The 26,294-nt window shown below is 64.8% G+C and carries 25 protein-coding genes; 16 read left to right on the top strand and 9 right to left on the bottom strand.

Going from position 1 to position 26,294, the window contains the following annotated elements:
* Positions 1 to 71: 71 nt before the first annotated feature.
* On the bottom strand, positions 72 to 749 hold the full coding sequence (locus tag ACSBOB_RS28525) for a cysteine hydrolase family protein (RefSeq protein WP_442579395.1): 678 nt from the start codon (positions 747 to 749) through the stop codon (positions 72 to 74).
* Between the two features lie 194 nt (positions 750 to 943).
* On the opposite strand from ACSBOB_RS28525, the gene ACSBOB_RS28520 reads away from it, so the two are divergent.
* The 13 genes from ACSBOB_RS28520 (at position 944) to ACSBOB_RS28460 (ending at position 15,952) form a co-directional block, all read left to right on the top strand.
* Positions 944 to 1,915: a sugar-binding transcriptional regulator gene (locus ACSBOB_RS28520; protein WP_442579394.1), complete on the top strand. Its 972-nt coding sequence runs from the start codon at positions 944 to 946 to the stop codon at positions 1,913 to 1,915.
* A gap of 44 nt (positions 1,916 to 1,959) precedes the next feature.
* The gene (locus tag ACSBOB_RS28515) at positions 1,960 to 3,396 is read left to right on the top strand and encodes an extracellular solute-binding protein (protein ID WP_442579393.1); all 1,437 of its coding nucleotides are present in this window, start codon (positions 1,960 to 1,962) and stop codon (positions 3,394 to 3,396) included.
* A gap of 190 nt (positions 3,397 to 3,586) precedes the next feature.
* Positions 3,587 to 4,510 (top strand): carbohydrate ABC transporter permease, encoded by a 924-nt coding sequence (locus tag ACSBOB_RS28510; RefSeq protein ID WP_442579392.1) that lies wholly within the window; start codon positions 3,587 to 3,589, stop codon positions 4,508 to 4,510.
* 10 nt (positions 4,511 to 4,520) lie between these two features.
* On the top strand, positions 4,521 to 5,378 hold the full coding sequence (locus tag ACSBOB_RS28505; protein ID WP_442579391.1) for a carbohydrate ABC transporter permease: 858 nt from the start codon (positions 4,521 to 4,523) through the stop codon (positions 5,376 to 5,378).
* 4 nt (positions 5,379 to 5,382) lie between these two features.
* Entirely contained in the window at positions 5,383 to 6,501 is a 1,119-nt protein-coding gene (locus ACSBOB_RS28500) for an ABC transporter ATP-binding protein (protein ID WP_442579390.1), read from the top strand.
* The gene (locus ACSBOB_RS28495; RefSeq protein WP_442579389.1) at positions 6,498 to 7,619 is read left to right on the top strand and encodes an ABC transporter ATP-binding protein; all 1,122 of its coding nucleotides are present in this window, start codon (positions 6,498 to 6,500) and stop codon (positions 7,617 to 7,619) included. Before ACSBOB_RS28500 ends, ACSBOB_RS28495 begins: the two co-directional genes overlap by 4 nt.
* A gap of 1 nt (position 7,620) precedes the next feature.
* Positions 7,621 to 9,174 (top strand): FGGY-family carbohydrate kinase, encoded by a 1,554-nt coding sequence (locus ACSBOB_RS28490; RefSeq protein WP_442579388.1) that lies wholly within the window; start codon positions 7,621 to 7,623, stop codon positions 9,172 to 9,174.
* A gap of 1 nt (position 9,175) precedes the next feature.
* Positions 9,176 to 10,216, top strand: a complete 1,041-nt coding sequence (locus ACSBOB_RS28485; protein ID WP_442579387.1) for a 2-hydroxyacid dehydrogenase — start codon at positions 9,176 to 9,178, stop codon at positions 10,214 to 10,216.
* 69 nt (positions 10,217 to 10,285) lie between these two features.
* Complete coding sequence (locus ACSBOB_RS28480) at positions 10,286 to 11,800, top strand: glycerol-3-phosphate dehydrogenase (RefSeq protein ID WP_442579386.1); 1,515 nt, start codon at positions 10,286 to 10,288, stop codon at positions 11,798 to 11,800.
* Positions 11,800 to 12,873, top strand: coding sequence for a class II aldolase/adducin family protein (locus tag ACSBOB_RS28475; protein WP_442579385.1), 1,074 nt, complete (start codon positions 11,800 to 11,802; stop codon positions 12,871 to 12,873). Before ACSBOB_RS28480 ends, ACSBOB_RS28475 begins: the two co-directional genes overlap by 1 nt.
* Positions 12,870 to 14,150, top strand: a complete 1,281-nt coding sequence (locus tag ACSBOB_RS28470; protein ID WP_442579384.1) for an FGGY-family carbohydrate kinase — start codon at positions 12,870 to 12,872, stop codon at positions 14,148 to 14,150. Before ACSBOB_RS28475 ends, ACSBOB_RS28470 begins: the two co-directional genes overlap by 4 nt.
* Positions 14,147 to 15,007 (top strand): TIGR01459 family HAD-type hydrolase, encoded by an 861-nt coding sequence (locus ACSBOB_RS28465; RefSeq protein ID WP_442579383.1) that lies wholly within the window; start codon positions 14,147 to 14,149, stop codon positions 15,005 to 15,007. Before ACSBOB_RS28470 ends, ACSBOB_RS28465 begins: the two co-directional genes overlap by 4 nt.
* 6 nt (positions 15,008 to 15,013) lie before the next feature.
* Positions 15,014 to 15,952, top strand: a complete 939-nt coding sequence (locus ACSBOB_RS28460; RefSeq protein ID WP_442579382.1) for a sugar phosphate isomerase/epimerase family protein — start codon at positions 15,014 to 15,016, stop codon at positions 15,950 to 15,952.
* A gap of 29 nt (positions 15,953 to 15,981) precedes the next feature.
* Here ACSBOB_RS28460 and ACSBOB_RS28455 read toward each other — a convergent pair whose 3' ends face one another.
* The 6 genes from ACSBOB_RS28455 to ACSBOB_RS28430 form a co-directional block, all read right to left on the bottom strand.
* Positions 15,982 to 16,926 (bottom strand): 2-hydroxyacid dehydrogenase, encoded by a 945-nt coding sequence (locus tag ACSBOB_RS28455; RefSeq protein ID WP_442579381.1) that lies wholly within the window; start codon positions 16,924 to 16,926, stop codon positions 15,982 to 15,984.
* Positions 16,923 to 18,212 (bottom strand): phosphopyruvate hydratase, encoded by a 1,290-nt coding sequence (gene eno / locus ACSBOB_RS28450; protein ID WP_442579380.1) that lies wholly within the window; start codon positions 18,210 to 18,212, stop codon positions 16,923 to 16,925. Before eno ends, ACSBOB_RS28455 begins: the two co-directional genes overlap by 4 nt.
* On the bottom strand, positions 18,209 to 19,210 hold the full coding sequence (locus ACSBOB_RS28445) for a phosphotransferase family protein (protein ID WP_442579379.1): 1,002 nt from the start codon (positions 19,208 to 19,210) through the stop codon (positions 18,209 to 18,211). Before ACSBOB_RS28445 ends, eno begins: the two co-directional genes overlap by 4 nt.
* A 204-nt stretch (positions 19,211 to 19,414) precedes the next feature.
* Complete coding sequence (locus tag ACSBOB_RS28440; RefSeq protein ID WP_442579378.1) at positions 19,415 to 19,633, bottom strand: hypothetical protein; 219 nt, start codon at positions 19,631 to 19,633, stop codon at positions 19,415 to 19,417.
* A 166-nt stretch (positions 19,634 to 19,799) separates the two neighbouring features.
* Positions 19,800 to 20,807 (bottom strand): phosphogluconate dehydrogenase (NAD(+)-dependent, decarboxylating), encoded by a 1,008-nt coding sequence (gene gnd / locus ACSBOB_RS28435; RefSeq protein WP_442579377.1) that lies wholly within the window; start codon positions 20,805 to 20,807, stop codon positions 19,800 to 19,802.
* Between the two features lie 494 nt (positions 20,808 to 21,301).
* The gene (locus ACSBOB_RS28430; RefSeq protein ID WP_442579376.1) at positions 21,302 to 22,063 is read right to left on the bottom strand and encodes an SDR family NAD(P)-dependent oxidoreductase; all 762 of its coding nucleotides are present in this window, start codon (positions 22,061 to 22,063) and stop codon (positions 21,302 to 21,304) included.
* A 207-nt stretch (positions 22,064 to 22,270) separates the two neighbouring features.
* On the opposite strand from ACSBOB_RS28430, the gene ACSBOB_RS28425 reads away from it, so the two are divergent.
* The 3 genes from ACSBOB_RS28425 to ACSBOB_RS28415 are packed head-to-tail and all read left to right on the top strand — an operon-like array spanning position 22,271 to position 23,720.
* Positions 22,271 to 22,939 (top strand): TetR/AcrR family transcriptional regulator, encoded by a 669-nt coding sequence (locus ACSBOB_RS28425; protein WP_442579375.1) that lies wholly within the window; start codon positions 22,271 to 22,273, stop codon positions 22,937 to 22,939.
* Positions 22,939 to 23,151: a hypothetical protein gene (locus ACSBOB_RS28420; RefSeq protein WP_442579374.1), complete on the top strand. Its 213-nt coding sequence runs from the start codon at positions 22,939 to 22,941 to the stop codon at positions 23,149 to 23,151. The genes ACSBOB_RS28425 and ACSBOB_RS28420 overlap by 1 nt, the downstream gene beginning before the upstream one ends.
* Positions 23,121 to 23,720 carry a hypothetical protein gene (locus tag ACSBOB_RS28415; protein ID WP_442579373.1) on the top strand — a complete coding sequence of 200 codons (600 nt, stop codon included), beginning with the start codon at positions 23,121 to 23,123 and terminating at the stop codon, positions 23,718 to 23,720. Before ACSBOB_RS28420 ends, ACSBOB_RS28415 begins: the two co-directional genes overlap by 31 nt.
* A 117-nt stretch (positions 23,721 to 23,837) precedes the next feature.
* Here the strand turns inward: ACSBOB_RS28415 and ACSBOB_RS28410 are convergent, their stop codons facing one another.
* Together ACSBOB_RS28410 and ACSBOB_RS28405 are read right to left on the bottom strand one after the other, a co-directional pair.
* Positions 23,838 to 24,827: a DUF2950 domain-containing protein gene (locus tag ACSBOB_RS28410; RefSeq protein WP_442579372.1), complete on the bottom strand. Its 990-nt coding sequence runs from the start codon at positions 24,825 to 24,827 to the stop codon at positions 23,838 to 23,840.
* 22 nt (positions 24,828 to 24,849) lie between these two features.
* Positions 24,850 to 26,280, bottom strand: a complete 1,431-nt coding sequence (locus tag ACSBOB_RS28405) for a DUF3300 domain-containing protein (RefSeq protein WP_442579371.1) — start codon at positions 26,278 to 26,280, stop codon at positions 24,850 to 24,852.
* Between the last annotated feature and the right edge of the window lie 14 nt (positions 26,281 to 26,294).

Genomic DNA, 26,294 nt, shown 5'->3' with positions numbered 1-26,294 from the left:
CTCCGCTTGTAGCCGGCTTGCGGCTGCTCGATCAGCTTGGCTATGCCGGTTGCCGGTACGCAAGCCCGAATTCAATTCCTTCCGGCTGTCCCCAGCCATCCCAGCGCCTTTTCGCTGTCGACCACCCAGCCGAATTTCATGGCGAAATTCTTGAGCGTCGCGGCCTGGAGATCGGGGGCGAAGGACGAGACGCAGTCGGAGATCAGCGTCGTGCGGTAGCCGTGATGGAAGGCTTCTCGCGCCGTCTCCTCGACGCAGATCTGCGTCACCGTGCCGGTCACCAAAAGCGAGCGCACGCCGAGTCGGCGCAGTTGGATGCCGAGATCGGTGGCGTGGAATGAGCCGTAGCCGAATTTGTCGATGACCGTTTCGCCGGGCAGCGGCGCCAGTTCGGCGATCACGTCGCCGCATTCCAGTTCGCCGTCCGCGTCTTGGTAGCTGCGCTTGACGCCCTGCCAGCAGCATTTTGTTTCCGATTGGCATTGTTTCGACCATAGCCACATCAGCTCCGGCGTGTCCCTGGCATAGAAGCGCGTGTAGACGACCGGCCGGCCGGCGGTGCGGAAGGCATCGATGAGGCGGCGGATCGGCGCAATCGTGGTGCGCGCGTCGGGAACCTCCAGCGGCGCGCCGACGCGCACGAAATCGTTCTGCATGTCGACGATGAGCAAGGCGGCGTCGGCAACCCGCTCGGCGGGCGGCACGTCCGCAGCGCTCGCCCAACTCTTCGAAATCGCGGCATCGGGCATGGCGGTCGTCCGGTTCGATGGCTTGCAGGCCCGCATGATGGAGCGGGCAGGTTGTGGAGTCAATATTTACCAACTGGTTGGTTGATAAATTCGCCTCTGGAGACGCCTTCGACCCGACTTCGCGCGTTGACAGGTGTGAAAAATTTTGCAACCTTTGAAAAAATTATCAAGCCGCACCTCAAGAGCTTGGATCAATGGCAGGGATTGGAAACGGCCTTCGCGACGATGAAAGCAGCATGGCGACCCGTGCCGCCTGGCTGCACTACGCCGGTGGGCTGACTCAATCGGAGGTCGCCAAGCGTCTCGGCCTCACCAGCCTGAAGGCCCATCGCCTGATCACCAAGGCCAATCAGGACGGGCTGGTAAAAGTCTATATCGACGGGGAAGTCTCGGAATGCGTGGTGCTCGAGACCGAGCTCTGCAAGCGCTACGGGCTGGACTATTGCGAGGTGGTGCCGGAGTTCGACGACGAGGCGCTGCCGCTGAAGGCGCTCGGCATCTCCGGAGCCCAATTCCTCAAGCGCGAGATCGAGCGCGGCGAGCCGGCGCTGATTGGCGTCGGCCATGGCCGCACGCTCGCCGCCTGCGTCGAATACCTGCCGCGGACGTCGGCAGGGTCGATCCGTTTCGTCTCGCTGCTCGGCGGCCTGACCCGAAAATTTTCGGCCAATCCGCATGACGTGATCCACCGGCTGGCCGAGCGCACCGGCGCGGAAGCCTATGTGATGCCCGTGCCGATGTTCGCCAATACCGCCGAGGACCGCGCTGTGCTGCTCGGCCAGAAGGGCGTCAGCGAGGTGTTCGATCTGGCGCGCGCGGCCGACCTGCTTTTCGCCGGCATCGGCACCACCGAGCGCGAGGCGTCGCTGGTCGCCACCGGCATGGTGGAGCAGGCCGAGATGGCCGAGGTCAAGCGCGGCGGCGGCGTCGGCGAGTTGCTCGGCCACTTCTTTGACGAAGCCGGAAAGCCGTTCGAAACGTCGTTGTCGGGCCGCGTGCTGGCGGTCGAGCGGGAGGATCTGCGCAACAGGAGGATTGTCGCCGTCGCCGGCGGCAAGGTGAAGGCCCGCGCCATCAAGTCGGTGCTGGAGAGCCGCTATCTCGGCGGTCTCATTACCGACGAACGCACGGCGCGGTCGCTCGTGGAGGAAAAGCCGGTCGGGTAGCCGGCAAAATATGCAACCGAACTACCCTGTGGAGGAGAATGGAAATGCATGAAAAAGAGAAAGACCTGATTGGTGCCTTCCTGCGTGGGCAGGTGGACCGCCGCGGCCTGCTGAAGGGGCTCGGCGCGCTCGGCGTCGGCGCCGCAGCCGGTGGCTCCCTGCTCGCAATGGCCCAGTCGCGCGCCATGGCTGCGGACTTCGACTGGCAGGCGCATAAGGGCAAGAGCCTGAAGCTGCTGCTCAACAAGCACCCCTATGCTGACGCCATGATCGCCAATTTGCAGGCGTTCAAGGACCTGACAGGCATGGACGTGACCTACGACGTGTTCCCGGAGGACGTCTATTTCGACAAGGTGACGGCGGCGCTCTCGTCCGGCTCGTCGGAATATGATGCCTTCATGACCGGCGCCTATATGACCTGGACCTACGGCCCGGCCGGATGGACGGAAGACCTCAACCAGTGGATCAAGGATCCGGCCAAGACCAGCCCGACCTATGCCTGGGACGACATGCTGGAGGGCGTGCGCAAGTCCTGCGCCTGGAACGGCCAGCCTGGCGGCACGCTGGGCTCCGACGATGCCAAGCAGTGGTGCATTCCGTGGGGATTCGAGCAGAACAACGTCACCTATAACCAGGCGATGTTCGAAAAGGCCGGCGTGCAGCCGCCGAAGGATCTCGACGACCTCGTCGCGGTTGCCGCGAAACTCACCAAGGACGTCGGCAACAACGTCTATGGCGTCGGCGTGCGCGGCTCGCGCTCCTGGGCGACCATCCATCCGGGCTTCCTCTCGGCCTATGCCAATTTCGGCCAGAAGGATCTCAACGTCACCGACGGCAAGCTCTCGGCGGCGATGAACACGGCCGAGTCGAAGGACTTCCACAAGAAGTGGGTCGAGATGATCCAGCAAAGCGGCCCGAAGGATTGGGCGACCTACACCTGGTATCAGGTCGGCACCGATCTCGGCGCGGGCGCGTCGGCGATGATCTTCGACGCCGACATCCTCGGCTACTTCCAGAACGGCGGCACCAAGGAAGCCGGAAAGCTGGCTTTCCACGGCTTCAAGGCCAATCCGGCCGCCGAAGCGCCGACGCCCAACATCTGGATCTGGTCGCTCGCCATGTCCAGCTTCGCCAAGGACAAGGATGCCACCTGGTATTTCCTGCAGTGGGCCTCCAGCGTCGAGCACGCCATCTTCGGCGCGACCAAGATGGACTTCGTCAATCCGGTCCGCAGTGCGGTCTGGAAGGACGAGATGTTTATCGAGAAGCTCAAGAAGTATCCGGGCTACTTCGAGATGTTCACGGCTTCCGCGCCCGGCGCCTCGATCAAGTTCACGCCGCAGCCGCTGTTCTTCGACCTCACGACGGAGTGGGCCGCGACGCTGCAGAAGATGGTGGCCAAGCAGGTGCCGGTGGACGAGGGGCTCGACCAACTCGCGCAGTCGATTGACGGGCAGCTCAAGGAAGCCGGGTTGGGCTGACGGCCTGCACCAAGCGCGGCTGGACAACGATCCGGCCGCGCGGCAAGCCAAGGCACGGCGTGACGCCCTGCCTTGGCCGCATGAAAGGTCATCAGCGGCGCTGCCCCTCAGCGTCGCTCGTGCGCCCGGCCGGCCGTCCGCTACTCCCTGCGGCGGCCGGCCGTGGTAACCTGAACAAGACGGAGCTTTCATGACCGCCGTAGTGTCGCATGGCCGGCCGCGTTCGCGCTTCCGCATCGGCAAGCGCGTGCTGCCCTATGTGCTGAGCCTGCCGGCGCTGCTGGTCTGCATCGGCATCCTCATCCCGTTCGTGACGGCGGTCTGGTACTCGCTGCACCGGTACCGGCTGAGCCAGCCCTGGGGCTACAAGTTCATCTGGTTCGACAACTACCTCGCCTTCTTCTCCGATCCGAAATTCTGGAACACGCTGCAGGTGTCGCTGCTTTACGCCGGCCTGACGGTCGTGCTGGAGTTGCTGCTTGGCCTCGGCATCGCGCTGCTCTTGCAGAAGCGCACGACGCTAAACAATTTCATCTCCATCATGCTCCTGATGCCGCTGATGACGGCGCCGGCGCTGGCGGCGCTGATGTGGAAGCTGATGACCAATCCTGGCTTCGGCATATTGAGCTATTTTGCCGGCCTGATCGGCCTCCAGGATTTCCGTTGGGCCTCCTCGCCGTCGACGGCGCTGTTCACCGTCGTGCTGGTCGATATCTGGGTCTACACGCCCTTCATCATGATCCTGCTGCTCGCCGGCCTGCGCTCGCTGCCGACGCAGCCCTTCGAGGCGGCAGCACTGGACGGCGTGCCGCGCACCTTCGTGTTCTTTCGCATCACCTTGCCGATGCTGACGCCCTACATCCTGACCGCGACACTGTTCCGCCTGCTCGATTCCATCCAGCAGTTCGACATTATCTACGCGATGACGCAGGGCGGACCGGGCGATACGCTGACGGTCTTCCAGGTCGAGGCCTATCTGAACTTCTTCCAGTCCACCAATGTCGGGCGCTCGGCCGCGCTGATGATCATCCTGTGGGCGATCACCTATTTCCTGTCGAACATCTTCATAAAAAACTGGCTGCGGCTGCGCGAACGCGCCCGTGGCGAGGCGTGAGGAGGACGAGATGGAACATACCTCCACCCTCGAACGGGTCTTGCGCGGCATAGCGCTGGCGCTGGTCGTCATCTTCTTCATGTTCCCGCTGTTCTGGATATTCCTGATGTCGTTCCAGACCAACGAGACGATCCTGCGCATACCGCCGTCGATCGTGTTCGAGCCGACGCTGTCGAACTACGCGGCGCTGATCTCCGGCCGGTTGGAAACGGCGGCGGGCACGCTGGAGATCAATTTTCTGCGCACGCTGTGGAACTCGGTGTTCCTGTCGGTGACGTCGGTCGCACTCGCCCTGCTGCTCGGGGTGCCGGCGGCCTATGCCTTCGCCCGCCACAAGTTCCGTGGCTCCGAGGATATCGCGTTCACGCTGCTGTCCTTCCGCTTCGCGCCGCCGCTGCTGGTGCTTCTGCCGCTCACCATCTATTTCCAGCAGCTTGGACTGGCGAACACCTATTTCGGCCTGATCTGGGTCTACCAACTGATCTGCCTGCCGCTGATCCTGTGGATCGTGCGCGGCTATTTCGAGGATATCCCGGCCGACATCGAATACGCCTACCGCATCGGCGGCCATTCCTGGTTTGCGACCTTCCGCAAGATCGCGCTGCCGCTTGCGGGGCCGGGCATCGCGGCGGCCGGCCTGCTCGCCTTCATCTTTGCCTGGAACAATTTCGTCTTCGCGCTGGTGCTGGCCTCCGCCGACAAGCAGCCGGTGACGGTGGGCGCGCTGGCTTTCGTCACCGCCAGCGGCATCCAGTATGGTCAGATCGCGGCGGCGATCGTGCTGTCGATCACGCCGACGCTGGCGCTTGCGCTCTACGCCCAGCGCTATCTGGTCGAAGGTCTGTCGCTCGGCGCGGTGAAGGGATAGCGGCATGGCAACGCTCGAACTGAGGAAAATCGTCAAGCGCTACAAGGACAAGGTCGTCCTCGACGATCTGACGCTGTCGGTCGGCGACGGCGAGACGATCGTGCTGTTCGGCCCATCCGGCGCCGGAAAGACCGTGCTGCTGAGGCTGATCGCCGGCGTCGTCGAGCCCGACGAGGGCCGCGTGCTGATCGGCGGCGAGGACGTGACCGACGTGGACGCCGAGGAACGCGGCATCGGCATGGCCTTCCAGAATTTCGCGCTGTTTCCGCATATGAGCGCCTTCGACAACATTGCCACGCCGCTGGAGGCCAAACGCGCCTCGCCCGGCGCCATCAAGGCCGGCGTGGAGAGCGTCGCAAAACTGCTGAAGATCGGCCATGTGCTGACGCACAAGCCACGCGCGCTCTCCAACGGCCAGAAGCAGCGCACGGCGCTCGCCCGTGCGCTTGCAGGTTCGCCGCCGGTGCTGCTGCTGGACGACCCGCTGCGCAATGTCGACGCGAAACTACGCTTCGAGATGCGGCTGGAGCTGCCGCGCCTGCTCGACGACCAGGGCGCCACAGTGGTCTACGTCACGCAAGACTATAAGGAGGCGATGGCGCTGGGCGACCGCATCGCTGTGATGAGCCAGGGAAAAATCCGGCAATTGGGCACGCCGGAGCAGATCTATCTCGATCCCGCCGATATCGAGATCGCACGGCTGTTCGGCGACCCGACCATCAACCTTCTGGATGTAAAACCGTCGAAGGATGCACGCGGAGTCTATGTCGGCCTCTCCAACGTGCAGGTCCATCTCGCCGGCCCGTTCGAACAGGCGGTCGGCCGCGACTGCGTCATCGGGCTGCGGCCGGAAGCGCTGTCCTTCGTGCGAGGCGACGCACCGGCGGCTATCCCCGTGACGGTCGAGGCGGAGACGCCGCTCAACGAGAAGACGGTGACGCTGGTGCGCACCGTGCGCGGCCGCGAGATTCTGGTGTCGCGGCCGGCAGGAACGCCCGGACCTGTCGCCGGCAACGCGCATATTTCGGTCAACCCGAAGAGCGCGCTGCTTTTCGACCGGGCGACTGGTGAGCGTGTCGGCGTGAACAAGGTGGTGGCACTGAAGAGCGGGGCGGCGGCATGAACACTGCGCTGTCAATCGAAAACGTCGACAAATTCTACGGACCCGTCAACCACGGCGTCCACGCGGTTAAACAACTCACCATGAAGATCGCCAAGGGCGAGATCGTCGCGTTGCTCGGCTCCTCTGGCTGCGGGAAAACCTCGACCCTGCGCATGGTCGCCGGGTTCGAGGAAGTGTCCCGCGGCACGATCGCCATTGCCGGCAAGCCGGCGCATATGCTGCCGCCGGTGAAACGCAATGTCGCCATGGCCTTCGAGGGTTATTCGCTCTACCCGCCACTGACGGTGCGTGAGAACATCGCCTTCGCGTTGAAGGCGTCGCGGCTGCCTAGGGCGACGGTCGACCAGAAGGTCGCCGAGATCGCCAAACTGCTGGAGATCGAGGACATTCTCGAGCGCTATCCCAGCTCGATCTCGGGCGGCCAGCAGCAGCGGGCGAGCCTCGGCCGCGCGCTGGTCCGCGATGCGAACCTGCATCTGCTGGACGAACCGATGGGACAACTGGAGCCGCAGCTTCGCGCCGTGCTGCGCGGCCGCATAAAACATTTCATCAAGGAGCGCGGGCTGACCGCGATCCTGGTCACCCACGACCAGACCGAGGCCAACGCGCTGGCCGACCGCATCGCGGTGATGGAAGGCGGCGTGCTGCAGCAGTTCGATACGCCAAGTATGATCAAGGAGCGACCGGCGAACCTGTTCACCGGCACGTTCGTCGGCGAGCCGCCGATGAATGTGTTCGAGGCCTTTGTCTCGGGCGACAGCGACCGCATCAGGCTGAAACTGCCGGACGGGCTGTCGCTCGATTACGAGCAGGGCAATTTCGCGCAAGGCGTCCGCGATGCGTTGTTGCAACACCAGCGCGTCGTCATCGGCGTGCGACCCTATGCGGTGCGCCGCGCAAAAGACGGCGTGCCGGCGACGGTTTCCGCCAACCAGTGGCTCGGCGACCAGACGCATATCGCCGCCGACTTCGCCGGCGGTTCTCTGGTTCTGGTCGAGCACGATCGGACCCGGCTGGAACGCGGCGAGACCATCGGCGTGCGCATCGATCCGCAAAACCTGCATGTCTTCGATCCCGCCTCGGGCGCGGCGATCTCGCACGGCACGGAGCTCGCGTGACATGCGCGACGTATTGATCGGCATCGACGCGGGCACGTCGGTCATCAAGTCGGTGGCCTTCGACCTCGCCGGCCGGCAGATCGCGTTCACGGCGATGCCGAACCGCTACGAGACGATTCCGGGCGGCGGCGCCGAGCAGGATCTGGCTCGCACCTGGGCGGATACCGCGACGACGCTGCAGCAACTGGCCGACAAGGTGCCGGACCTGGCCAGGCGCGTCGCGGCGATCGCGGTGACGGGGCAGGGGGACGGCACCTGGCTCATCGACAGGGACGGCGAGCCGGTCGGAAAAGGCTGGCTCTGGCTGGACGCCCGCGCCGCCGACATCGTCGAGGACATCCGCGCGCTGCCGGAGGACCGGCCGCGCTTCGAGAAGACGGGTTCCGGGCTTGCCGCCTGCCAGCAGGGGCCGCAGCTTCGGCTCATGGAGCGCATGACCCCGGAACGGATCGAGCGGGCGACAACCGCCTTCCATTGCAAGGATTGGCTCTATTTCCGGCTCACAGGCGAGCGCGCCACCGACCCGTCCGAAGGCTGCTTTACCTTCGGCGATTTCGCCTCACGGCGCTATTCCGACGAGGTGATCGAAGTCCTTGGATTGAAGCATCTGCGCCGCCTGCTGCCGCCGATGGTGGACGGCGCCTCGCAAAGCGCAAAACTGTCGGCGGCCGCGGCGGGCATGACCGGCCTGCTGGCCGGGACGCCAGTGGTGCTGGGTTATGTCGATGTCGCCTGTACGGCGCTCGGCGCAGGGCTCTACGATACGGCGGCAAGGCCCGGCTGCTCGATCGTCGGCTCGACCGGCATGCATATGCGGCTCGCCGTCGGCGCCGACGACGTGATCCTGAACGACAGCAAGACCGGCTACACCATGTGCATGCCGGCACCGGGCGTATACACGCAGATGCAGTCGAACATGGCGGCGACGCTGAACATCGACTGGGTGCTGGGGCTGGCCGCCGGCATCCTCGCTTCGCAAGGCATATCCCGCACCTCCGCCGAGATGATCCCGCTGATCGACGAATGGATCGCCACCTCCGCGCCGGCCTCGCTGCTCTACCAGCCCTATGTCTCCGAGGCCGGCGAGCGTGGCCCGTTCGTCGACGCCAATGCCCGCGCCGGCTTCGTCGGCATTTCCAGCCGGCACGGTTACGGTGATCTCGTGCGCGCGGTTTTCGAGGGGCTCGCTTTCGCCGGGCGCGATTGCTACGCCGTGATGGGTTCGTTGCCGGGCGAGGTGCGGCTGACCGGCGGTGCGGCGCGCAGCAGCGCGTTGCGAAAGATTCTCGGCGCATCGCTCGGCGCGAAAATCCGCACCAGCAAGCGCGAGGAAGCGGGCGCCGCCGGAGCGGCCATGATCGCCGCCGTCTCCATTGGCCAGTACGCTTCGATGGACGCCTGCGCGGCGGAGTGGGTAACGCCGCTGCTGGGAGCGGCGGAAGAACCCGACGCCGCGCTTGCCGGCATTTACGACGAAACCTATCCCGCCTATGCGCTGGCGTGGCAGGCCCTGCGGCCTGTCTGGCGCACCATGGCGGGATCGCGGAAAGACTGACATGACACGAAAGATTGCAATCATCGGCGACCGCTTCATGCTGCCGGAGGTGTTCCGGCGCGAGATCGAGAAAGCCTGCGGCACTGCGCTGGACATCCGCATGCTTGAGCAGCCCTGGCCCGACGAACCAATGGAGTTCGGCGACGCCTCTCGCGGCCTCGACATGGTCAGGGAATATTTCGGCGATCCCGACGAGGTGGTGGCTTTCATCGGCGATGCCGAGATTCTGGTGACGCAGCTCGCCCCGCTGTCGGACGGCATGATGAAGCGACTGCCCGATTTGAAGCTGGTGGCCGTGTCGCGCGGCGGGCCGGTCAATATCGACATGGCGGCGGCGCGCCGCAACGGCATTCGGGTCGTCAACGTGCCGGGCCGCAACGCCAGCGCCGTGGCCGAGTTCACCATCGGTGCGATCCTGGCCGAGACCCGGTTGATCCGCGTCGGCCACGAGTCGCTGCGCAAGGGCGAATGGCGCGGCGACCTCTACCGCGCTGACCGCACCGGCCGCGAACTCAACGAGATGACGGTCGGCGTGGTCGGCTACGGCAACATCGGCACGAGGCTGGTCAAGCTGTTGCGCGCCTTCGGCTGCAAGGTGCTGGTGTCGGACCCCTATGTCCAAATCAGCGCCGAGGACCGCAACGCCGGCGTCGAACTGGTGGCGCTGGACGACCTGCTTGCGCGCGCCGACGTCGTGACGCTGCATTCGCGGGTGACCGAGGAGACGAAACACATCATCAATCGCGAGACGATCGCGAAAATGAAGCCCGGCGTGATCTTCGTGAACACGGCGCGCGGGCCGTTGGTCGACTACGATGCGCTCTATGAGGCCCTGGTTTCCGGCCAGATCGCCAGCGCCATGCTGGAGACCTTTGCCGTCGAGCCGGTGCCGGCCGACTGGCCGCTGCTGAAGCTGCCCAACGTGACGCTGACCCCGCATATCGCCGGCGCCTCGGTGCGCACGGTGACCTACGCGGCAGAGAAGGCGGCCGAGGAGGTGCGGCGCTATCTGGCCGGCCTGCCGCCGGTCAATCCGTGTTGAGCGACGCTTCTTCCATGTCGCACTCCGTCCAGCACCCAGGCCCGGTCATAACCTCTCTAGGCCAGGCCCATGACTGACCCCGACACAGTCGATCTCTTCGTCATCGGCGGCGGTGTCAACGGCGCAGGCATCGCCCGCGATGCGGCGGGGCGTGGACTGTCGGTGGTGCTCTGCGAAAAGGACGACCTCGCTCAGGGCACCAGCTCGCGCTCGGGAAAGCTGGTGCATGGCGGGCTGCGCTATCTCGAATATTACGAGTTCCGACTGGTGCGCGAGGCGCTCATCGAGCGTGAGGTGCTTTTGGCCTCCGCGCCGCACATCATCTGGCCGATGCGGTTTGTCCTCCCGCACAGTCCCGACGACCGCCCGGCCTGGCTGGTGCGGCTCGGCCTCTTCCTCTACGACCATCTCGGCGGCCGCAAGCGCCTGCCCGGCACGCGCACGCTGAACCTCAAGACCGCGCCCGAGGGCGCGCCGATCGAGCCCAATTTCACCAAGGGGTTCGAATATTCCGACTGCTGGGTGGACGATGCCCGTCTTGTGCTGCTCAACGCGCTCGACGCCGCCACGCGCGGCGCTCGCGTGCTGACCCGCACGGCCTGCGTCTCGGCGCGCCGCGATAAGAGCGTCTGGGTGATCGAGACGCAGGATGGCCGCACCGGCGTGAAGCGCACATTCCGCGCGAAGGCGCTGGTCAACGCCGCCGGGCCATGGGTGAACGACGTGGTCGGCCGCGTCGCCGGGCTCAACGCCACGCGCAACGTCCGGCTGGTGAAGGGCAGCCACATCGTGGTGCCAAAATTCTGGGAGGGGCGGCAGGCCTACCTGGTGCAGAACACGGACAAGCGCGTGATCTTCATCAACCCCTACGAAAATGATCTCGCGCTGATCGGCACCACCGACATCCCCTATTCCGGCCGCCCCGAGGACGTGTCGGCCGAGGAGACCGAGATCGACTACCTGATCAAGGTCGTGAACCGCTATTTCAAGCGCAAGCTTTCGCGCCGCGACGTGGTCCACAGCTTCTCCGGCGTGCGGCCGCTCTATGACGACAACGCCGACAACCCGAGCGCGGTGACGCGCGACTACATTTTTGAACTCGATGCCCGGACCGGTGAGGCGCCACTGCTTTCGGTGTTCGGCGGCAAGATCACGACATTCCGCAAACTCTCGGAACACGCTCTGGAGAGGCTGAAACCATTCTTCCCAAGCATGGGCAAGAATTGGACAGCGGAAGCGCCTCTGCCGGGCGGCGACATTCCCGATGCGGATTTCGAGCGCTTCCTCGGCGCGCTCGCTGCCGAATGGCCGTGGATGCCGCTCTCTCTACTGAAGCATTTTGCGCGGCTCTACGGGACGCGGGCGAGAGAGCTGGTCGGTCGGGCACAATCGGTTGGCGATCTTGGCCGCCCGTTCGGCCCGGATTTTTACGAACGCGAAGCCGCCTTCCTGCTCGAGACCGAATGGGCCGAGACGGCGGAGGACATTCTCGAACGGCGCACCAAGCATGGGCTGCATCTTTCGGCGGAGGAGCGCGCCGCCTTCGAGGACTGGTGCAGGGGACGGCTGGCGAAGGCGGGATGATGGCAGATCGGCAGGAGCGGGAAACGTCGGAATTCGAGGCGCTAAGAAGCCTGTCGGCGCGGGTGGGGGCCGATCCGCTGCTGGTGCAGGCGGCGGGTGGCAACACGTCACTCAAGCAGGACGCCACCCTGTGGATCAAGGCGTCCGGCACATGGCTGATGAATGCCTTGCGCGATGAGATTTTTGTGCCGGTGCGGATGGCGCCTCTGCTGCAGGCGGTCGCCGACATCGACTCTGCCGCCGAGAAGGCCGAAGCGTTCGCCATTGCCGAGCTCAATCCCGGCGGCTTGCGACCGTCGATCGAAACGACCGTGCATGCGCTGATGCCGCAGCGCGTTGTCGTCCACGTCCATTGCGTCGAGACGATATCGCTCGCCGTGCAGGCGAACGCCGAGGCGGTCATCGGCGAAAGATTGCGCGGGCTGGACTGGGTGTTCGTGCCCTATTGTCGCCCCGGCCTGCCGCTGGCGCGCGCCATTGCCGAGCGGCGTGGGACGGCAACCGACATCCTCGTGCTCGGCAACCATGGACTGGTGGTTGCCGCCGAGACGGTGGCGGAGGCTGAAACACTGCTTGGCCGTGTCTGCGGACTGCTGGCGCGGACTCCGCGCAAGGCGCCGGCTGCCGACACCGACGCACTGCTGCGACTTGCCGCCGGCAGCGATTTTCGCTTGCCGGCGATGCCGGAAGCACACGCCGCGGCGACCGATCTGGAAAGCTGCCGGATGGCGGCCGCAGGTACGCTCTACCCTGATCATGTCATCTTCCTCGGCGAAGGCTCGGTGATCGCCGCGCCGGGCGACACGGCCGCGACCGTTGCGGCGAAGGCATCGGCGGAAAACCGTGCCGTGCCAGTGGAAATCCTGTTTCCCGGCAAGGGCGTGCTGGTGCGCCGCGACGCCAATGCGGGCGCTGAGGCGCTGGCGCGTTGTCTCGCCGACGTGACGGCGCGCATCGACGGGCAGGCGGGCCTGCGCTACCTGAGCGCCCAGGACGCGCACCAGCTGATCAACTGGGACGCCGAAAAATACCGGCAGGAACTGACCCGCCGGATGGGCGCCAAGCTGCAATGACCGATCTCGTCGTAGGCATCGACATCGGAACGTCGGGCGCCCGCGCGCTGGCGATGGATGCTTCCGGGACCGTGGTTGGACAGGCGTCGGCCAGGATGGACGATCATGGCGCCAATCATCGCGAGCCGTGCGTGTGGTGGCGTACGCTTGCCGTTGCGCTGGACCGGCTGGTCGCAGAGGTCGAGGCGGAGCGTGTCGTAGCGCTGGCGGTAGACGGAACGTCGGGCACCATGCTGCCCATCGACAGCTATGGCCGGCCGCTCGGTGACGCCTTGATGTATTCCGATGCAGTAGGGGATGCGGAAATCCTGACGGCGATCGCCGCCGCTGCCCCCTCGACCAGCGCTGCGCATGGCGCGACCTCCGGCCTCGCCAAGGCGATGCATTTCCGGAAAAACCTGGCGCCGTGGAAGGTCGTCCACCAGGCCGACTGGATCGCCGGAAAACTCTCCGGCCGGTTCGGCGTCAGCGACGAAAACAATGCGTTGAAGACGGGTTACGATCCGGTGGCGCGGTGCTGGCCCGACTGGATTGAAGCGGCCGGCGCGGACCGGTCATTGCTGCCAGACGTGGTTGCGCCGGGTACGCCGATCGGCCGGATCGGGGCGGATGCGGCGCGCTGCTACGGCCTGTCGCCGAAAGTGGTCGTTGTTGCCGGCACCACCGATGGCTGTGCTTCCTTCCTGGCGACGGGCGCGGCTGAAATCGGCGAGGGCGTGACCGCGCTCGGGACGTCGCTGACAGTGAAAGTCCTGTCCGCTGAACCGATCTTCGCGCCGCAATACGGGCTCTACAGCCACCGTATCGGCGACCGCTGGCTGGCTGGCGGCGCGTCGAACACCGGCGGGAAAGTGCTGGCGCATTTTTTTGCGGACAACCGCATCGCAGAATTGTCGGAGGCGATCGACCCGGCACGCCCGAGCTGCCTCGATTATTATCCGCTGGTCGGCAAGGGCGAACGTTTTCCCATCGCCGATCCCCATCTTGCGCCGCGCCTGGAGCCGCGGCCGGACGATGACGCAAGGTTCCTGCATGGCATTCTCGAAGGCATCGCGGCGATCGAGACGCTTGGATACGGACGGCTGGCCGAGCTTGGCGGACCGAAGCTGAAGACGTTGCGCAGTGTTGGCGGCGGCGCAGCCAACCCGGTCTGGACCGGCATAAGGCAGCGACGGCTTGGCGTTCCGTTCCTGCCGGCTCGGTCGGAAGAGGCGGCGGCCGGCGCGGCGCGCCTCGCCTTGCAGGGCGCCGTCGATGCGGGAGTGTTGCGGCCATGACGGTCCACAGCGTCGACGTCGCCGATCTCTCCCCGCTCGTCGGGCGCTACGACGTGTTTTTCGTCGACCAGTTCGGCGTGTTGCATGACGGCCGCAGAGCCTATCCGGGCGCGATCGACGGGCTTGAGCAGTTGAAGGCCTGCGGCGGCACAGTCGTGCTGCTGTCCAACTCCGGCCGGCGCGCCAGGCCGAACGAGGAGAGGTTGCTGCGACTGGGGTTTCGTCCGCGTTCGTGGAATCTGTTTGTCAGTTCGGGCGAGGTTGCATGGCGGAAGTTCGCTGGCGAGACCACGGAGCCGGGTTTGCGGCGCGGTGCGAAATGCCTGCTGATCGCGCGCGACGGTGACCGCAGCGCCGTCGACGGCCTCGATCTCGACCTGGTCGAGGATGGAGCGAAGGCCGAGATCGTGCTGCTGGCCGGCAGCGAGGGGGATCGCTTTCCGCTCGATCATTATCGCGCGCTGCTTGAGCCGGCCGCACGCGCCGGCGCGCCGCTGGTCTGCACCAATCCAGACCGGATCATGCTCGGCAGGTCGGGTCCGACCTTCGGCGCCGGCCGCATCGCCGAGATCTATGCCGAGTTGGGCGGCACGGTCGAATGGATCGGAAAACCCTATCCGGAGATCTATCAGGCAGCGCTCGATCTTGTCGGCAATCCGCCGCTGGATCGCGTGGTCGGCATAGGCGACAGCATCGAGCACGACGTCGTCGGCGCCAAAAATGCCGGCATCGCCTCGGCGCTGGTGCGGTCCGGCATCCTCGCCGATCTCGATCGCGCAGGGCTGGAAACGCTTTACCGGCAGCATGGCGTGCGACCGGACCATGTGGTGTCGCGGTTTGCCTTGGCGGCGAGGTGAGGATCGATGGCCGGCTTCACGCTTTCGCTGAACACCAATCCGCTGGTCAACCGCTTCGCCGAACCGGACGATCTCATCGATGCGCTGGCCTATGGTATCGGCATTCGCGACGTGCAACTGACGCATGAATTCGTCAACCCCGGCTGGCCAGCGGCGACGGTTCGCAAATACACACGGCTGTTCCGCAAGGCGCTGGACAGGACGGGCGTGCGCGTCACCTCGGGCATGACCGGACCCTACGGGCGGCTCAATCATTTCGGCCATCCCGATCCTGACGTGCGGCGCTACTATATCGACTGGTTCAAGATTTTTGCCGACATCTGGGCCGAACTGGGCGCCCAAAGCGTCGGCAGTCAGTTCGCGATCTTCACCTTTCGCGATTTCGACGATCCGTCCAGGCAGGCGGCACTGAAGAGCATCGCTATCGACAGCTGGGGCGAGGTGGCCGAGCACGCGAAGGCGGCGGGCCTCGCCTGGCTGATCTGGGAGCCTATGTCTGTAGGGCGCGAGTTCGGCCACACGCTGAAGGCGTGCCAGGCGCTGCAGGACGAGATCGACGCGGCAGGCTTCGCGATCCCGCTGAAGATGATGATCGACATCGATCACGGCGATGTCGCTTCGAGCGATCCGGCCGACACCGATCCCTACGCCTGGGCGCAAACCTTCGCCGCGCAATCGCCGATCATCCACATAAAGCAATCGTCGATGAACAAGGGCGGCCACTGGCCGTTCACGGCAGCCTACAATGAGGGTGGGCGCATAATTCCGGAGAAGCTGTTGCGAACTATCGGGAATGGTGGCGGCAGCGATAACGAAATCTGTCTGGAGCTGTCGTTCCGCGAGCGCGAGCCGACCGACCGGCTGGTGGTCGAGATGATCCGGGAATCGGTCGACCATTGGGCGCCGTTCGTCGATGCGGGGCGGAACGACCTAGCGGGCAGATAGGGCCGAGTAGACGGGCCTTTGACCCGGCGTCAGGCGACCTGGTGCAGCAATGCTTCGCCTGCTCTCAGCCGCCGGCAGTTTTCCACGGCGACGACGAGGCTGCGCTCGAACGTTTCGCGCGTCAGCCAGGCAATGTGAGGCGAGACCACGACATTCGGCAGTGCGAAGATCGGATTTCCGGCGGGAGCCGGTTCGGTCGCGAACACGTCCAGCCCGGCGGCGGCGATATGCCCGCTCGCCAGCGCTGTAACCAGCGCCGGTTCGTCGATCAGTCCGCCACGCGCGACATTGACGACGATCGAACCGGGTTTCATGCCGGCGATGGACGCGGCATCAAGCCAGCCGGCGGTCGTGCCGTCCTGCGGCACATGCAGCGAAACGATATCGGCGCGCGCCAGCAGTTCCTGCTTCGTCACATAGGGGAAATGCACGTCCGGATAGCTTCGCCGTCCCGTGTAGATGATGTCGGCCCCCATCACGGTGAGGATCGGCGCCAGAAGGCGCGGCACCGCCCCGAAGCCGACCAGCCCGACGGTGCGCCCGCCGATCTCGCCCAATCCGCCTTGCCATTCCAGTGGCCAGGACCAGCCCTGGCCGGCGCGGGTCGCGGCGTCGAAGCTGATCGTTCGCCTGAGGCAGGCGAGCATCAGTTGCAGGGTCAGTTCGGCGACGGCGCGACTGTTGGTGCCTGGCATGTTGCATACGGCGACGCCATGCCTTTTCGCCGCTTCGAGGTCGATCGTGTTCACCCCGACGCCGATCTTCTGAATGAGTTTCAGCCTGGGAGCGCGGCCGATCGCGTCGGCGGTCACCGGCCGCAAGATATGCCAGAGCACGTCGGCTTCCGGCAGGGCCGACAGATAGTCGGAATCGTCCTGCTCGCTGCAGAGCCGCACGGAAAGGCTTTCGGCAGAAAGGCCCGCCACGCGTTCCGCAAGCCATGATGCGCTGTCGAAGCGGAAAAGGACGTTCATGTCTTGCCCCATGGGAGTGACGACCGGGGGGGTAGCGTACCGCCGGTCGGCAGGACTTCGGAAAGCCGCAGGCCTTCGTTCCATTTTGCCATGCGCTCGGAGCGCGTGAAGGAGCCGACCTTGAGCTGCGGAACGCCCCAGCCGACGGCGAGGTGAACGATGGTCACGTCCTCGGTCTCGCCGGACCGTGCCGATACGACCGCCGAATAGCCTGCCGCGCGCGCTGCCTCCAGCGCAGCCTTAGTCGCGGTCAGCGTGCCGGCCTGGTTGGGTTTGATCAGCACGGCATTGCAGGCGCCGACCGACGCCGCATGACGGACGCGAGCGGCATTCGTGACCAAAAAGTCGTCGCCGATGATCTGCATCTTGCTTCCCGCCGCTTGGGTGAAGGCGATCAGTCCGGCTTCGTCGTCCTCGGCCAGTGGGTCCTCGATCGAGACGATCGGATAGCGTTTTGTCCAGCCGAGCAGCATGTCGATCATCTCTGTGCGCGACAGGGTCCGGTTTTCCCGGTCCAGGCGATAGCGGCCATTCTTGCCGAACTCGCTGGCGGCGATGTCGAGCGACACCGCGACATCCTCGCCTGGACGGAATCCCGCGCGCTCGATCGCCTGCACGAGGGTAGACAGTGCCTGTTCGTTGGAATCGAAAACCGGCCAGAAACCGCCTTCGTCGGCGACGCCTGCAAGCTTGCCCTGTTCGGCCAGCAGCTTGCCGGCGGCGCGATAGACCTCCGCCGTCCAGTCGAGCGCCGTGGAGAAATCCTCGGCCCCCACCGCGATGACCATCAGGTCCTGTATGTCGATCCGCCGCCCGGCGTGGGCGCCGCCACCGAAAATCTGGATTTCCGGCAAGGGCACGCGTCCCGGCACGGAATCGCCCGCAAGGTATTTCCATAACGGCACATCCAGGCCGGCCGCTGCCGCATGGGCCGCGGCCATGGAGGTGGCGATCAGCGCGTTGCCGCCGAGACGGCCTTTGTTCGGCGTGCCGTCGAGTTCGATCAGTGTTTGGTCGATGCCTGCCTGGTCGGTCGCGTCGAGGCCGGCCAGCGCCGGCACGATCTCGTCCGTGATGCCGGCCAGCGCCTTGATGACATCCATGCCGCCCTGCTTGGGGCCGCCGTCTCGCAGGTCGACGGCCTCGCCCGAGCCCGTCGATGCGCCGGCCGGCGCGATAGCGCGGCCGCGTGCGCCCCCGGCGAGCCCGATCTCGACCTCGACGGTGGGGCGCCCACGCGAATCCCAGACACGGCGCGCGGCGACGGTTTCGATGGCACTCTTCATGAAATCTCCTCGCGCCACAGCGCGGCGATATCCGACGGCCTGACGACCGGCTTATGAAGCAGCCGGATCGCGAAACGCCGGACCTTTTCTTTCTCGGCCTCAGCCGTGATGTATTCAGCCGGCGATTTTCCGTCGATGCGCGCCAGCATCAATCCAGGAAGCAAGGCGGCAACGCGCGCTTCGATCCCGGCCACCGGTTCCCATGTGACGCCTGCCGCATAGGTCTCCGACAGCGCCGCGAAGCAGGCCAGGAAACCGGCGCTGGCCGACGGTGTCCACAGGCATTTCAGCAGGAGATGATTGAGCACGAAGCCGAGATCGAAGGCAGGATCGCCGAACCAGGCGCATTCCGCATCGAGGATGACGGGGCCGTCCGGTCCGACCAGCATGTTCTTGGGGCTGACATCGCCATGCACCAGGCATCGCCGCGTCGCGGCGGTGGCTGCGGAAAGTTCGAAAAGGCGGCCGGCAACGGCGGGATGCACCCGCGCGGTCGCTTTGAGGTAGGGTTCGAGCCGTATGGCGTGGAAGGCGACGTCCGTGGCGAAACGGCTTGCGATCGCCGGATCGTCGGCGGTCGCGGCATGGATGGCCGACAGCACGCGGCCTACCTTGGCGGCGAAGCCGGCATCGGCGTGGCCGTCGCGCAGCATCGTCTTCCACAGGCCGAATTTTTCAGGCGGCAGGAAGCGCATGACCACGAGATGGCGGCCGACATCCTCGGCGATCAGCCCCGGCACATTGTCCGGGCGGATGGAACCCGCGACCCGCATCCATTCGGCCTCGTAGTGGCTGCGTTCCAGCGGCGCTTCCCAGACGGCCGCGACCTTCAGCCGGGCCAAGGCCCGCTTGACGCAGAGGTCCCCGCCGCGGGTCGAAACCTTCCAGATCTCCGACGACACGCCGCCGCCGAGCGGCTCCAGCAATGGCTGTTCGCCGGGGCGCATAATGCCGAGGCCTGCGAGGCCCGCCAGCACGTCAGCTTCGGATGATGTCACGGGATCGATACGATCCCGGTCAGGCACGCCCATTTCGTTCGACCCTGCACGGGATTCAGAAACCGGCGCGCATCCATCGTATGCGCTATCCCGGCACAATCACCGACGTGGCAAGCGTATCCTGATGCCGTTCGGACACCAGATGCCACTCCGGAACAACGATACGACTTTGCATCATTGTTCCGGCATTTCGGCCCGGGTCGATCAGCGCCGCTGCGCGCGCGCAGGTTTTGCAGAGGCAGCGCCCATCAGTGCCGCGACTTCTTCGATCGGCTCTCCGACCGTCAGCCGCGTGCCGGGAGCGGTATATTTCTCATCGAACGTAAGGGTCGAGCCACGCTTCTTGGTGGCCGAGGCGCCGTTGATTTTGGTGGTGTTGACCAACACCGGTAGTTCATCGCCCTTGGTAAGCTTGATCCACATGGTTCCTGCATTTCCGATTTGATCCCCCCATCCTCTTGTTCGCATATGCGAGCAAAATAAGGAAGGACCATCGTAGTGCGAAAGAACGGCCCGTCTTTGACAACAATGTGATCTGGCGAAACGACGCCGACTTCTCGTACGGGGGGTGGATCGTCCAGATTCCTGCCTATTTCGACTTCTCGATATGGCCACCGAACGCGTAGCGCATTGCCGACAACAGTTTGTCGGCAAATTCCGATTCGCCTTGGGAACTGAACCTGTCGAACAGGGCCGAAGACAGAACCGGTGCGGGCACGCCCGTATCGATCGCGGCTTTCAGCGTCCACCGGCCTTCTCCCGAATCGGACACCCGTCCGCCGAATTTCGACAGCGCCGAATCGGTCTTGAGGACGTCCGCCGTCAGATCCAGCAGCCACGACCCGATGACGCTTCCGTGCCGCCAGACCTCGGCAACGGCGCCGAGATCGACGTCGAACTGGTAATATTGCGGCTCCGAAAGCGGCGTGGTCTCCGCGTCGGCCTCGCGATGGCGCTTTCCGGAATTCGCTGCCTTCAGGATGTTGATGCCTTCGGCGTAGGCGGCCATGACGCCGTATTCGATGCCGTTGTGGACCATCTTCACGAAATGACCGGCGCCGCTCGGCCCGCAGTGGAGATAGCCGAGATGCGCCGTTCCTGTGTCGCCGACGGCAGGGGACGCGCCGGCGTCTGGTCCTGGCGCCAGCGTCGCGAAGATCGGATCGAGGTGGCGCACCGCCGTGTCGGGGCCGCCGATCATAAGGCAATAGCCGCGATCGAGACCCCAGACACCGCCGCTGGTGCCGACATCGACATAGCTCAATCCGAGCGTGGCAAGCCGGGCCGCCTGGTCGACCGCGTCGCGATAGTTGGAGTTGCCGCCGTCGATGATGATGTCGCCGGGCTCCATCAGGTCGGCGACCTGTGCCGCGACCCTTCCGGTGATCGCCGCCGGCAGCATCAGCCAGACGCAGCGTGGCTTTTCCAGCTTGCCCACGAATGCTTCAAGCGACTCGGCACCGATAGACCCTTCCTTGACCAAGGCCGCGACGCTTTCGGAATTTATGTCGTAGACCACGCATTCATGGCCATCGCGCATGAGGCGGCGAACCATGTTCGCCCCCATCCGGCCCAGTCCCATCATTCCGATCTGCATGTGTGTTCTCTGCGCTTGGGGCGAGATTGCCGATGCGCTTATTACCCGACATTTTCCGGGCTATGTCGACATGCATTCTGTGGCGGCGGTGGTTTCCTGCGCGGTCTGCCTGACGCCCGCGCCGCCGCTGGCTCGTCAAGGCAGATCAGCTTGACGTGTTCGGTCAGCGATCGCGCGATGGCGATGGATTGCTCGACATCGACAACATCGTGATCGAGCGCGATCCCATCCGCTGTGTGTAAGGAGATTGCAAAGGCGACGCGCCGCAAGCTGGCGCGGGTGCTGCCGACCGGCCCGAGCCGTTTTCCGTGCTCGAAGGCGCCTTCGGCCATCTCGGCCCGGCGATCGGCGGGGCAAGCATTCCGCTTCTGGTGAAACATTCCAACGACAAGGATCTGCTGTTCAAGGAATGAACAGCCTTGTGCTGTCGTTCCGACCGCGCGATCCGACGTCGTTTGAAGTCCGAACCATGCTTTGCTTGCGGCGATAAGATCCTATTTCGGCGCCATGCGGATGGCGCCATCCAGACGGATGGTCTCGCCGTTGAGCATCTCGTTGGCAATGATGTGCAGCGCCAGGCTGGCATATTCGGTCGCCCTGCCGAGCCGCGCGGGGAATGGAACCATTTCGCCCAGGCTCTTCTGTGCGGCCTCGGGAAGCCCCTTGAGCATCGGCGTCTCGAAGATGCCGGGAGCTATGGTGCAGACGCGGATGCCCAGCGGCGCCAGTTCGCGCGCGGCGGGCAGGGTCAGGCCGATGACGCCGGCCTTCGACGCGCCATAGGCCGTCTGGCCGATCTGGCCCTCATATCCCGCGACGGACGCCGTGTTGACGACGACACCGCGCTCGCCTGTCTCCAGCGGCTCCAGCTTCGACGCTGCATCGGCAAACAGCCTGAGCAGGTTGAATGTGCCGACCAGATTGATTTCGATCGCGCGACGGAACTCGTCGAGCGGCATGACGCCTTGCTTGCCGAGCATCTTTCGGGCCGGCGCCACCCCCGCGCAGTTGATCAGGATTCGGGCGGCGCCCAGTTCGCCCGAAACGGTCGCTACGGCGGACTCGGCACCTTCTGCGCTCGCCACATCGCATTTGATGGCGATGCCGCCAATTTCCGAAGCGACGATCCGGGCGCCGGCCTCGTTGAAGTCGAGCACCGCGACCTTCGCGCCGCGCGCCGCAAGCGCGCGCGCCGTCGCTTCGCCCAACCCGGATGCCGCGCCCGTGACGATAGCCACCATGTTTTCGATCTGCATCGCTGTGATCCTGTGTTGCCTGGTTTGAGGCTACGGCCCGACAAGGCCGGTAGCCGGATGGATTGGTCGTTTCCCGTCACGCGGACGAGGCATCGCGAAGTCGTTCGCCGCTGGCCTCCGGCAATCGGGCCGTTTGACAAATGTTTACTCAAGAGTAAATCAGTTACGCAATCGAATTCTCATGACTGATCCGCAAAGCAGGGATCCATGCCCGTCGCATCGCGCACCAGCGTCTCGCCATGGCCGAAACCCGAAGAACGGGAACGCGAGCGTGTCATGAAACGCGAAGCAGTGCTGCGCATGGCGGTCAAGTCCTTCAACGAAAAGGGTTTCCACGCGACTTCGCTCGACGATGTGGCGGCGCAGCTCAACGTCACGAAACCGACGATCTACCACTATTTTGCGAACAAGGACGACATTCTGTTCGAGTGCGTAAGGCGTGGGCTGGAGGGAATTAGCGAGGCGGCCGAGGCGGTGGAGCGCAATTGCGGCAGCGGGCTGGAGCGGCTGAAGGCGCTGATGCGGGACTATGCCTTGATCATGACCCGCGACTTCGGCATGTGCGTGACGCGCACCGCCGACCACGAATTGTCAGTGGAAAGCCGGGCCCTTTTTCGGCAACTGAAACGCCAGATAGACATGACCGTGCGGACCGTTATCGAGGACGGCATCCGCGATGGCTCGATCCGGGCAGGCGACGTACGGCTGATGACGTTCACCATTGCCGGTGCCCTCAACTGGATCGCGCGCTGGTACGATGCGGACGGGGAGATGTTGCCTGAAACCATAGCCGACGGCTGCATCGACATCATCGTGGGCGGCATCGCCGCCCAACCGCCGGGCCACGCTGTTCGGAAGATCGGAGAGGCCCGCTGATGGCGATCTCCAAGGCTTTTCAAGGCCGTCTGAAGCTGCCGGCCATTGCCGCGCCAATGTTTCTCGCTTCCGGCCCGGAACTTGTCGTCGAGGTATGCCGATCCGGTGTCATCGGCACCGGGCGTCAGATTGCGGCCGCGCGGATGATGGGCGCCGATCTCGCCTATCTCGGAAAGAGGCGATGGTGGATGAAGGCTATAAGAGCATGCTGATGGTGTCGGGCGCATCCGACATCGTCTACACGTCAGCCATTTCCGGCGTGAATGCCAATTTCCTGCGGCCAAGCATCGTCGCCGCCGGTCTCGATCCGGACGATTTGCGGTCCCACGGCGCTCTCGACATGGCGAGTGAGGCAAGAGCCTGGAAAAACGTGTGGTCGGCAGGCCATGGCGTCGGTTCGGTCGCCGACACGCCCGGCGCGGCCGATCTCTGCGCGCGGCTCATCGCGGAATACCGCGATGCGATGCAGGCACGGATGGACGACCCGTTCGTGCCCGATGCCGCACATCGAGCTTGCAGGCGGAGAGTGCGCAATGACCGTTGGCAACCCTGCAGCGGACTATGGAAGCAACGGTGGCATCGTCGAGTTCCGGTTCAACCGGCCCGCGCGGCTCAACGCGCTGGACGTGGAAGTGGCGCAGGGATTTGCTGCAGCAGTCGAGTGCGCCATCGGCGAGCCCTGGTCAAGGTGATTGTCATTTCGGCTGCGGGCAGGGCATTCGTCGCCGGCGGCGATCTGGTATTGTTCGGGAGCTCGGCCGGCAAACGAGCGGCCGCATGATCGACCCCATTCGTAAAGCCACCCCCCTTCCCAAAAAGCTCGCGCCGGACGTCAGATCCCCTGACACGGGCCGTAGCCGCAACAGCCGACGCTGCCCTTTATCCAAAGATACAGCGATCAATCGTTCACAACCGTCCACGTATCGTCGGGGTTGAAGCGGTCGATGTATTTGACGATCTGGCCGGTGGCCTCGCCGAGGTCGATCTCGTAGACGATGCCCTGCTGATTGACCGCAAACGTCTTCACGCCGGTCTCGCCGTATTTCACCGGCCAGGCCAACAGCCCGAAGCCGCCGATCATGTTGCCGTTGATGATGTAGTCATAGGCGCCGCCGGCGACATTGTCGCCTTGACCGGTGAGGATCTTGAAGCGATAGCCGAAATAGCCTTCGCCCTTGCGCGCGTCCTCCAGTTCGGCCTGGTTGAGGTCGCCCGCCGGGCTTTGGCCGTGCTCGGCATCGGTCGGCCAGTAGAGCCCGTCGGTCGCGCCTTCGCTGCTGATCAGTTTCTGCGCGAACTCTTCCACGCCGTCGCCGTCGTGGTCGTCCTCGGCATATTCCTCCTGCGCGTCGACATAGGCGCGCACCGTGGCGATTGCCTCCAGCTCGTTCTCGCCGACGCGCCGATTGACGATTTCCTCAAGCCCTGCTTCGCTGTCGAAAGCCCATTTGCCGTCGTCGTCGCCCTTCAAAAGCGGGAACGGAAACGGCCACAGCTTATCGCCGATCTGAAGGGTCTTGCCGTTCTCGATGTCGGAAACCACCAGTTTCTTGGCCGTCGCCTCGCGAATGCGGGCAAACGTGTCCATGATCCCGTCCTCGACCTTGAGCTTCGCCGCGTCGAGGCCGAGCAGCTTTGCCAGCCCGTCGAAGTCGTTGTCGGCCAACGTCTTCTTGAAGGCGTCGATGGCCGCCTCCGCGCTGTCGAACAGCGGCGGGTCTTCTTCCGCCTCCAGCGCGAAGATGCCGGGATCCTCGCCGGCGTCGGCCGCCTGCGCCGGCTGATCGGATTGGGCCTGCGCCAATGAGGCTGCCGGCATGGCCGCAAGCCCCGCCGCCAGGGCGGACAGGCAGGCGCCGCGCAGGATCTGATGAAGGATCGCGTTCATGGTTCTGCTCCCTTGTCCGTGCTCAACGCCTGCGCCCGCCGCCACCACGACCGCCGCCGCCACCGCGGGGTCTGCCGCCGCCGCCCATCGACCGCCCGCCGCCTCCACCGTGTATTTTGCGTCCGCCGCCGCCCCCATGCTGGATGGCTCGTCCGCCGCCGCGCTGGCCGCCGCCCATTGATTTCTGACCGCGATTGGATTGAACTTTAGAGACCTTGCCGCGATCGACATTGCCCAGCCCGGACGGCTTGTTGGGCCGCTTGTTGACCTTGCCGCCGGCTTTCGGCTTGCCGGCCGGGCGGTTGACGTTGGCCGGCCGTTTGGCGTCGGACCGAGCAGCGTCGCGCCTCGCTCCATCAGGCCGCGCCGTCGGCCTTGGTAGATCGGAGCCGGCTCGTGCCCGGTCGCCCTGTGGCTTGTTCTTGAGACCTTCAAGAGTGGACTTGCGGATGTCCTGGGCCTTGGCCGCGCGGGCCGGATTGTTCGTGGGTCTGTCGCGCCGGATGTTGGCTGCCCGGTTGCCGATGTTGTTCCTGCCGTTCGCTTCGACCCTGTTCTTGATGTTGGTCCGGTCGAATTTTGCAAGCTGATCCCGGTCGAAGTTGATCTTGGAGCGATCGATGTTTTTCCAGTCGACGTCCTTCAAATTGAGCTTGCCGTCGAAATCGATGTCGTTGAAGCACTTGTTGCAGTCGATATCGATGTCGCCGCCGTCCCAATTGCCGCCCCAGACGCCCCAGTCGTCCCAGTCGACGGCCGCCGCCCAGATCGCGCCGGTCACCGCGCCGGCGAAGAAGGTTGCCGTTGGATACCAGTAGCTGGGGTAGGGCTCCGGATAGTAGGTGATCGGCTCGGGTGGATAGTTCTCCACGTAGAGCATCTGCGGCTCGTAGCGCGGCACGTAGACCTTTTCGGTGTTCACCGACTGGATGACGATGTTGTCGCCCTGCGTCACGACCTTCATCTTGTCGTCGGTCTTGACGATGTCTTTGGCGACCGCCTCCTCGCGCAGCTGCTGGATGGCGATCAGCACGTCCTTCTGCTGGTAGGCGATGGCGTCGCCGAGCTGCTGCGTCCATTCGAGATCGTCGCTCATCATCTTGACGACTTCGGGATAGTTGAGCAGTGACACCACGCTGCCGTCCCAGCTTTCCTTCGGCTTGAGGTTTTTGTCCTTGGCGTAGGCGTCGAGATAGCGCTGCGCCTCGATGATCTGCAGCGGATAAAGCGACGCCGCTGTGATCACCGCGATCAACTCGTCCGGATAGAGCGCGATGCGCGCCACCAGCACTTCAAGCTCGTCGGCACTCAATGGCTCCGGCGCCTGCGCCACAGGCGCGGCTGGAGCGGCCGCCGTCTTCTGTTCCTGAGCAGCCGTCGGGTAGGCCGCGCATATCATCAGGCCCATACACGCCGCAGCGCCGGCCGCTCTTAAAATGGTGTTGAAGGTCATGTTTCAACTCCCCT

It is taken from the genome of Mesorhizobium sp. KACC 23794 (genome assembly GCF_052180275.1).
Taxonomy (GTDB): Bacteria; Pseudomonadota; Alphaproteobacteria; order Rhizobiales; family Rhizobiaceae; genus Kumtagia.
This window is presented reverse-complemented; position numbering and strand designations above follow the sequence as displayed.

Bases quoted from the DNA above. Each gene is read 5' to 3' on its own strand.
- ACSBOB_RS28525 (WP_442579395.1), bottom strand. From the start codon at position 749: ATGCCCGATGCCGCGATTTCGAAGAGTTGGGCGAGCGCTGCGGACGTG.
- ACSBOB_RS28520 (WP_442579394.1), top strand. From the start codon at position 944: ATGGCAGGGATTGGAAACGGCCTTCGCGACGATGAAAGCAGCATGGCG.
- ACSBOB_RS28515 (WP_442579393.1), top strand. From the start codon at position 1,960: ATGCATGAAAAAGAGAAAGACCTGATTGGTGCCTTCCTGCGTGGGCAG.
- ACSBOB_RS28510 (WP_442579392.1), top strand. From the start codon at position 3,587: ATGACCGCCGTAGTGTCGCATGGCCGGCCGCGTTCGCGCTTCCGCATC.
- ACSBOB_RS28505 (WP_442579391.1), top strand. From the start codon at position 4,521: ATGGAACATACCTCCACCCTCGAACGGGTCTTGCGCGGCATAGCGCTG.
- ACSBOB_RS28500 (WP_442579390.1), top strand. From the start codon at position 5,383: ATGGCAACGCTCGAACTGAGGAAAATCGTCAAGCGCTACAAGGACAAG.
- ACSBOB_RS28495 (WP_442579389.1), top strand. From the start codon at position 6,498: ATGAACACTGCGCTGTCAATCGAAAACGTCGACAAATTCTACGGACCC.
- ACSBOB_RS28490 (WP_442579388.1), top strand. From the start codon at position 7,621: ATGCGCGACGTATTGATCGGCATCGACGCGGGCACGTCGGTCATCAAG.
- ACSBOB_RS28485 (WP_442579387.1), top strand. From the start codon at position 9,176: ATGACACGAAAGATTGCAATCATCGGCGACCGCTTCATGCTGCCGGAG.
- ACSBOB_RS28480 (WP_442579386.1), top strand. From the start codon at position 10,286: ATGACTGACCCCGACACAGTCGATCTCTTCGTCATCGGCGGCGGTGTC.
- ACSBOB_RS28475 (WP_442579385.1), top strand. From the start codon at position 11,800: ATGGCAGATCGGCAGGAGCGGGAAACGTCGGAATTCGAGGCGCTAAGA.
- ACSBOB_RS28470 (WP_442579384.1), top strand. From the start codon at position 12,870: ATGACCGATCTCGTCGTAGGCATCGACATCGGAACGTCGGGCGCCCGC.
- ACSBOB_RS28465 (WP_442579383.1), top strand. From the start codon at position 14,147: ATGACGGTCCACAGCGTCGACGTCGCCGATCTCTCCCCGCTCGTCGGG.
- ACSBOB_RS28460 (WP_442579382.1), top strand. From the start codon at position 15,014: ATGGCCGGCTTCACGCTTTCGCTGAACACCAATCCGCTGGTCAACCGC.
- ACSBOB_RS28455 (WP_442579381.1), bottom strand. From the start codon at position 16,926: ATGAACGTCCTTTTCCGCTTCGACAGCGCATCATGGCTTGCGGAACGC.
- eno (WP_442579380.1), bottom strand. From the start codon at position 18,212: ATGAAGAGTGCCATCGAAACCGTCGCCGCGCGCCGTGTCTGGGATTCG.
- ACSBOB_RS28440 (WP_442579378.1), bottom strand. From the start codon at position 19,633: ATGTGGATCAAGCTTACCAAGGGCGATGAACTACCGGTGTTGGTCAAC.
- gnd (WP_442579377.1), bottom strand. From the start codon at position 20,807: ATGCAGATCGGAATGATGGGACTGGGCCGGATGGGGGCGAACATGGTT.
- ACSBOB_RS28430 (WP_442579376.1), bottom strand. From the start codon at position 22,063: ATGCAGATCGAAAACATGGTGGCTATCGTCACGGGCGCGGCATCCGGG.
- ACSBOB_RS28425 (WP_442579375.1), top strand. From the start codon at position 22,271: ATGCCCGTCGCATCGCGCACCAGCGTCTCGCCATGGCCGAAACCCGAA.
- ACSBOB_RS28420 (WP_442579374.1), top strand. From the start codon at position 22,939: ATGGCGATCTCCAAGGCTTTTCAAGGCCGTCTGAAGCTGCCGGCCATT.
- ACSBOB_RS28415 (WP_442579373.1), top strand. From the start codon at position 23,121: ATGGTGGATGAAGGCTATAAGAGCATGCTGATGGTGTCGGGCGCATCC.
- ACSBOB_RS28410 (WP_442579372.1), bottom strand. From the start codon at position 24,827: ATGAACGCGATCCTTCATCAGATCCTGCGCGGCGCCTGCCTGTCCGCC.
- ACSBOB_RS28405 (WP_442579371.1), bottom strand. From the start codon at position 26,280: ATGACCTTCAACACCATTTTAAGAGCGGCCGGCGCTGCGGCGTGTATG.